This is a genomic window from Streptomyces sp. NPDC057616 (assembly GCF_042800575.1).
Taxonomy (GTDB): Bacteria; Actinomycetota; Actinomycetes; order Streptomycetales; family Streptomycetaceae; genus Streptomyces.
Window position 1 is genome coordinate 52585 of the sequence record NZ_JBHVGU010000041.1, and the last position, 6000, is coordinate 58584.

Genomic DNA, 6000 nt, shown 5'->3' on the forward strand with positions numbered 1-6000 from the left:
GATCGGAGCGGGGGTGGATCGTGGGTGGAACCGGTGCCCGCCGTCGGCTCCACCCACGGGTGGAGCCGACGTACGACACCGCTGGTACCGGCCGGGGCCGGCTCCGTTCGGCGAAGCGCAGCGGCTACGCGTCGATGCGCGACCGGTCCAGCGTCGCGGCCGAGCTGGAGATGAACTCCTTGCGCGGCGCCACGTCGTTGCCCATCAGCAGGTCGAAGACGGTCTCGGCCGAGTCCAGGTCGGAGAGGTTGATCCGGCGCAGGGTGCGGTGGCGCGGGTCCATCGTCGTCTCGGCCAGCTGGTCGGCGTCCATCTCACCGAGACCCTTGTAGCGCTGGATGGAGTCCTTGTAGCGCACGCCCTTGCTCTGGAACTCCAGCAGCTTGTCGCGCAGTTCCCGGTCCGAGTACGTGTAGACGTACTTGTCCTGGCCCTTCTTCGGCTGGACGATCTCGATGCGGTGCAGCGGCGGCACCGCGGCGAAGACCCGGCCCGCCTCGACCATGGGCCGCATGTAGCGGTGGAACAGCGTCAGCAGCAGGGTGCGGATGTGCGAGCCGTCGACGTCGGCGTCGGTCATCATGATGATCTTGCCGTAGCGGGCGGCGTCGATGTCGAACGTCCGGCCCGAGCCGGCTCCTATGACCTGGATGATCGCGCCGCACTCGGCGTTCTTGAGCATGTCGGTCACGGACGACTTCTGGACGTTGAGGATCTTGCCGCGGATCGGCAGCAGCGCCTGGAACTCGGAGTTCCGGGCGAGCTTGGCCGTGCCGAGCGCCGAGTCTCCCTCGACGATGAACAACTCGCTGCGGTCCACGTCGTCACTGCGGCAGTCCGCGAGCTTCGCCGGCAGCGACGAGGACTCCAGGGCCGTCTTGCGGCGCTGCGCGTCCTTGTGCTGGCGGGCGGCGATGCGCGTACGGGCGGCGGCGACCGCCTTCTCCATGACGACACGCGCCTGCGCGGCGGCGTCCCGCTTGGTGGAGGTCAGGAACGCCTTGAGCTCCTTGGAGATCACCGTGTTCACGATTCGCCGCGCTGCCGAGGTACCGAGGACCTCCTTGGTCTGGCCCTCGAACTGCGGCTCGGCCAGGCGCACGGTGACGACCGCGGTCAGGCCCTCCAGGGCGTCGTCCTTGACGATGTCGTCCTCGGCGACGCGCAGCATCTTCTTGGCCCGCAGGACCTCGTTGATCGTGCTGGTCACGGCGGTCTCGAAGCCCGCGACGTGGGTGCCGCCCTTGGGGGTGGCGATGATGTTCACGAACGACTTGAGGGTCGTGTCGTACCCCGTGCCCCAGCGCAGCGCGACGTCGACGTCGAGCTCCCGGGTGACCTGGGTGGGCGTCATCTGCCCGTGGTCGTCCAGGACGGGGACCGTCTCCCTGAAGGTGCCCTGTCCGGACAGGCGCAGGACGTCGCAGACCGGCTTGTCGCTCGCCAGGTACTCGCAGAACTCGCTGATGCCGCCGTCGAAGCGGAAGGACTCCTCGCCCTTGCTGCCGCCCTCGCCCAGGCCGAGCTCGTCGCGGACCACGATCGTCAGGCCCGGCACCAGGAACGCCGTCTGTCGCGCGCGCTGGTGCAGCGTCTGCAGGGAGAGCTTGGCGTCCTTGAGGAAGATCTGGCGGTCGGCCCAGTAACGCGTGCGCGTGCCGGAGCGGGTCTTGGGGATCTTCTTGACCTTGCGCAGGCCGCTCTTCGCCTCGAACTTGGCGTTGGCACCGTCGGCGGCGAAGGCACCGGGGACACCGCGGCGGAAGCTGACCGCATGGGTGTGCCCGTCCCGGTCCACCTCCATGTCCAGGCGGGCCGACAGGGCGTTCACCACGGAGGCGCCGACGCCGTGCAGACCGCCGGAGGCGGCGTACGAGCCGCCGCCGAACTTGCCGCCGGCGTGCAGCTTGGTCATGACGACCTCGACGCCGGACAGGCCGGTCTTGGGCTCGACGTCGACCGGGATGCCGCGGCCGTTGTCCCGTACCTCCACCGAGCCGTCGTCGTGGAGGATGACGTCGATGTGGTCGCAGTAGCCCCCGAGGGCCTCGTCCACGGAGTTGTCGATGATCTCCCAGAGGCAGTGCATCAGGCCACGACTGTCGGTGGACCCGATGTACATGCCCGGGCGCTTCCGCACGGCCTCGAGCCCCTCGAGGACGAGCAGGTGCCGCGCGGTGTAGTTGGAACCGTCCCGGTCTGCTCCTGCCAGCAGCGCTGTGGACGGCACGGACGTCTCGGCGGTCACGCGGTTCGCTCCTCGCTGAATTTCAGGTGGGGCCCTCGTGGGTAAGGGCGCGGCTTCGGTAGCCGTCAAGAGGGTACCGAGGCCTGGTAGAGCCGTTGTAACGCCACCCTCGGGCTGAAGTTAAGAGTAGACCAGTATCGCATACGTGTTCGATCCCTCGATGGGGTGAAGTACATATCACGTTCCCTTCCAGGCATGAACCATTTAGGCTCCGGGCACGTCCTCATGAACAACCGGCAACCCAGCCGGGAGGACGAGACCATGGCAGACCGCGCGAAACCGTAAGACACGACTGACACGCAATACGGCACATTCGCCGCCAACCGCCAGCAGACAGCCGTCCTCGAAGATTTTTTTCGAGGAGAAGCCCGGGGCGGGAACGTTTTGGGGCTGGTTGGATGTTGACCCTGGTACGACAGCTCGTCGAGCTAGAGAAGAGGCGACGTGACTACTGTTCTGACCCCCGCGAGCCCGCTGACGGCCGCTGACCGGTGCGACCGCTGCGGCGCGCAGGCCTACGTGCGCGTTGTCCTGCTCAGCGGCGGAGAGCTGCTCTTCTGCGCCCACCACGGTCGCAAGTTCGAGCCGGAACTCAAGAAGATCGCCGCTGAGATACAGGACGAGACGGAGCGGCTCACGACCGTTCCTGCATCCGCTGCTGACGAAGAGCGCTGACACCTCGCATCCACGACGAGCCAGATCCGGCACAGGCCGGCACACGGGCGGCGCGGCCCCAAATTCCGGGGACCGCACCGCCCGCGCTCGTGTCTGAAACGCCGCTCTGGCTCCCTCAGCGGCCCCCTGAGGGCCCACTGGCCCCGACGGCCCCCGAAGCGCCGACACTGCGCTCCCGCGCCCGTACGACCTCGGAGACGCGCGTGTAGACGCCGGGATTCCGCGCACGGCCGCAGCCGCTCCCCCAGGACACGAGCCCGATCAGCTTCCCCTGGGCCACCAGGGGGCCGCCGCTGTCCCCCTGGCAGGCGTCGTGGCCGCCTCCCGTCTCACCGGCGCACAGCATGCTCTTGGCAAGGTAGGCGCCCTCGGCACTGCCCGGATAGGCCTGCCGGCAGCGGGCGTCGGACAGCACGTGCACGTGCGTGGCCCGCAGACTGCGCGCGTAGTCGCCACCGCCCGTGAGATCGCCCCATCCGGAGATCATGGCACCGGTGCCCGGCTTGTAGGCGGCATCGCCGGGGCCGGCCATCCCGATCACCGAGCTCTGCGGAAGCGGTTCGGCGAGCGTCAGCAGGGCGAAGTCCCCGGCGTTGGTGGCGCTGTCGTAGTCCGGATTCACCCGGACCGCGCGCACCGGGATCTCCTGGCCGTCGCGCGAGAGCAGGTCCGTGCGGTTCGCGATGACCTTGAGGTCGCCGACGTTCTTCGGCGACGCCCCCAGGACGTCTTCACCCATACAGTGGGCGGCCGTGAGTACGGTCGTACGGCCGATGGCCACGCCGCCGCAGAACTGCCCGGCCCGCGTACCCCCGAACCGGTCACGGCTGGCCAGCGCCACCGTCCACGGGCTCTCGGACACGTCGATGGGGAAACTCCCTATGACGACGCCGCCGGCGGCCACGGGGGCGGCGGGGGCGGCGGACAGCAAAGGTATTGCGCTCGCTGCGGCCACAAGAGCCAGCGGCCGGGCGAATGCCCGGACAAAGAGTCGACGCATGCAGACTCCTCACTCTGGGTTGGTCCTGGGAGACCCAGAGTCATCCAGCCCGCCACACCCCGCACCCGCGCGACCACACGAAAGGCCCGGTCCTCCGAGGAGGACCGGGCCTTCGATGTCGTACGACCGGGCGTACGAACAGGACTCAGTCGAGGTAGTCGCGCAGCACCTGCGAGCGTGACGGGTGGCGCAGCTTCGACATGGTCTTGGACTCGATCTGGCGGATGCGCTCGCGCGTCACGCCGTAGACCTTGCCGATCTCGTCGAGGGTCTTCGGCTGACCGTCGGTGAGACCGAAGCGCATGGAGACCACGCCGGCCTCGCGCTCGGACAGGGTGTCGAGGACCGAGTGCAGCTGCTCCTGGAGGAGCGTGAAGCTCACGGCGTCGGCCGGGACGACGGCCTCGGAGTCCTCGATGAGGTCACCGAACTCGCTGTCGCCGTCCTCGCCCAGCGGGGTGTGCAGGGAGATGGGCTCGCGGCCGTACTTCTGGACCTCGATGACCTTCTCGGGGGTCATGTCGAGTTCCTTGGCCAGCTCCTCCGGGGTGGGCTCGCGGCCCAGGTCCTGAAGCATCTGGCGCTGCACGCGCGCGAGCTTGTTGATGACCTCGACCATGTGCACCGGGATACGGATGGTGCGGGCCTGGTCGGCCATGGCGCGGGTGATCGCCTGACGGATCCACCAGGTGGCGTACGTGGAGAACTTGTAGCCCTTGGTGTAGTCGAACTTCTCGACCGCGCGGATCAGACCGAGGTTGCCCTCCTGGATCAGGTCCAGGAAGAGCATGCCGCGGCCGGTGTAGCGCTTGGCCAGGGAGACCACCAGACGGAGGTTGGCCTCCAGGAGGTGGTTCTTGGCGCGGCGGCCGTCCTCGGCGATGATCTCCAGCTCGCGCTTGAGCTTCGGCGCCAGCTTGTCGGCGTTGGCCAGCTTGTCCTCGGCGAACAGGCCCGCCTCGATGCGCTTGGCGAGCTCGACCTCCTGCTCGGCGTTGAGCAGGGGGACCTTGCCGATCTGCTTGAGGTAGTCCTTGACCGGGTCGGCCGTGGCGCCCGCGGCGGCGACCTGCTGGGCCGGCGCGTCGTCCTCGTCCTCGTCGGAGAGCACGAAGCCGGCGCTCTCGGCACCCTCGGGCTCGTCGCCCTTGGGGGTCTCCTCGATCGCCTCTTCCTCGACGCCCTCGGCGTCGTCCTTCTTCGCGCTGGTCTTCTTGGCCGCCGTCTTCTTGGCGACCGTCTTCTTCGCGGCTGCCGGCTTCTTGGCGGCGACCGCCTTCTTCGCAGCGACCTTCTTGGCGTCGTCCTCGACCGGCGTGTCGGCGGCGGCCGGCGCCTCCGGGGCGGCGGTGGCGGTGGCCTTCTTGGCCGTCGCCGTCTTCGCCGCGACCGTCTTGGTGGCGGTGCGCTTGGCCGGACTCTTCGCTGCGACGCTCTTTCGGGTGCGCTTGGGCTCCGCGGCACTGACCATCAGCGTCACACCCTCTTCCTCGAGGATCTGGTTGAGGCTGCGCAGTACGTTCTTCCACTGAGTGGCCGGAATCTGGTCAGCTTCGAAGGCCCGACGCACATCGTCGCCGGCGATCTGCCCCTCAGCCTTTCCCCGCTCAATAAGAGCCATGACAGAGACGGACTCGGCGATCTCCGGCGGGAGCGTACGGGATGTGCTGGCCGACACGAACAACCTCTCGGAACGTTGGAAAACGGCTTCCGGCCCCGTCCATGACGGACAGGAGCCGACCGACGGCTTGGGGGATTGGGCCGACGGCGCGGGCGGGGGCCGGGGAGATGCACAGCGCCGCGAACGGCGTCCGTATTCCCTCCTCGGCTGTCACCTCTTAGGTCATCGCGCTGTTTCCACGAGTGTTACGCCCAATCTACGTGGCCCGAGTCACAGCCCGTAAGCGCTCAAAAGCGAACAGATACGGGCATAAGAGGTCGTCCTGGGGCCGGATCGCTGCCTTGCTGGAGTGTCACGCTGCCCTCACGCCGTCGGACCCCGCAGGATCTCCCCACTCCCCCGCGGTTCCACGGAAGCGGGGCAGCCGGCGCCACGTTCCACCAAAGGAAGAAAAAC

Annotated in this window: 4 protein-coding genes; 1 reads left to right on the plus strand and 3 read right to left on the minus strand. The window is 68.2% G+C overall.

The features are described 5' to 3' along the window. Positions 1 to 124: 124 nt before the first annotated feature. On the minus strand, positions 125 to 2248 hold the full coding sequence (locus ACFU97_RS37620; protein WP_384265473.1) for a type IIA DNA topoisomerase subunit B: 2124 nt from the start codon (positions 2246 to 2248) through the stop codon (positions 125 to 127). A 444-nt stretch (positions 2249 to 2692) separates the two neighbouring features. On the opposite strand from ACFU97_RS37620, the gene ACFU97_RS37625 reads away from it, so the two are divergent. Beyond that, a complete protein-coding gene (locus ACFU97_RS37625) occupies positions 2693 to 2923 on the plus strand; it encodes a hypothetical protein (protein ID WP_384265475.1) in 231 nt (76 codons plus the stop codon). 115 nt (positions 2924 to 3038) lie between these two features. Here ACFU97_RS37625 and ACFU97_RS37630 read toward each other — a convergent pair whose 3' ends face one another. Together ACFU97_RS37630 and ACFU97_RS37635 are read right to left on the minus strand one after the other, a co-directional pair. Then, on the minus strand, positions 3039 to 3923 hold the full coding sequence (locus ACFU97_RS37630) for a serine protease (RefSeq protein ID WP_384265478.1): 885 nt from the start codon (positions 3921 to 3923) through the stop codon (positions 3039 to 3041). Positions 3924 to 4068: 145 nt separating this feature from the next. Then, positions 4069 to 5601 (minus strand): RNA polymerase sigma factor, encoded by a 1533-nt coding sequence (locus tag ACFU97_RS37635; protein ID WP_384265479.1) that lies wholly within the window; start codon positions 5599 to 5601, stop codon positions 4069 to 4071. Positions 5602 to 6000 lie beyond the last annotated feature (399 nt).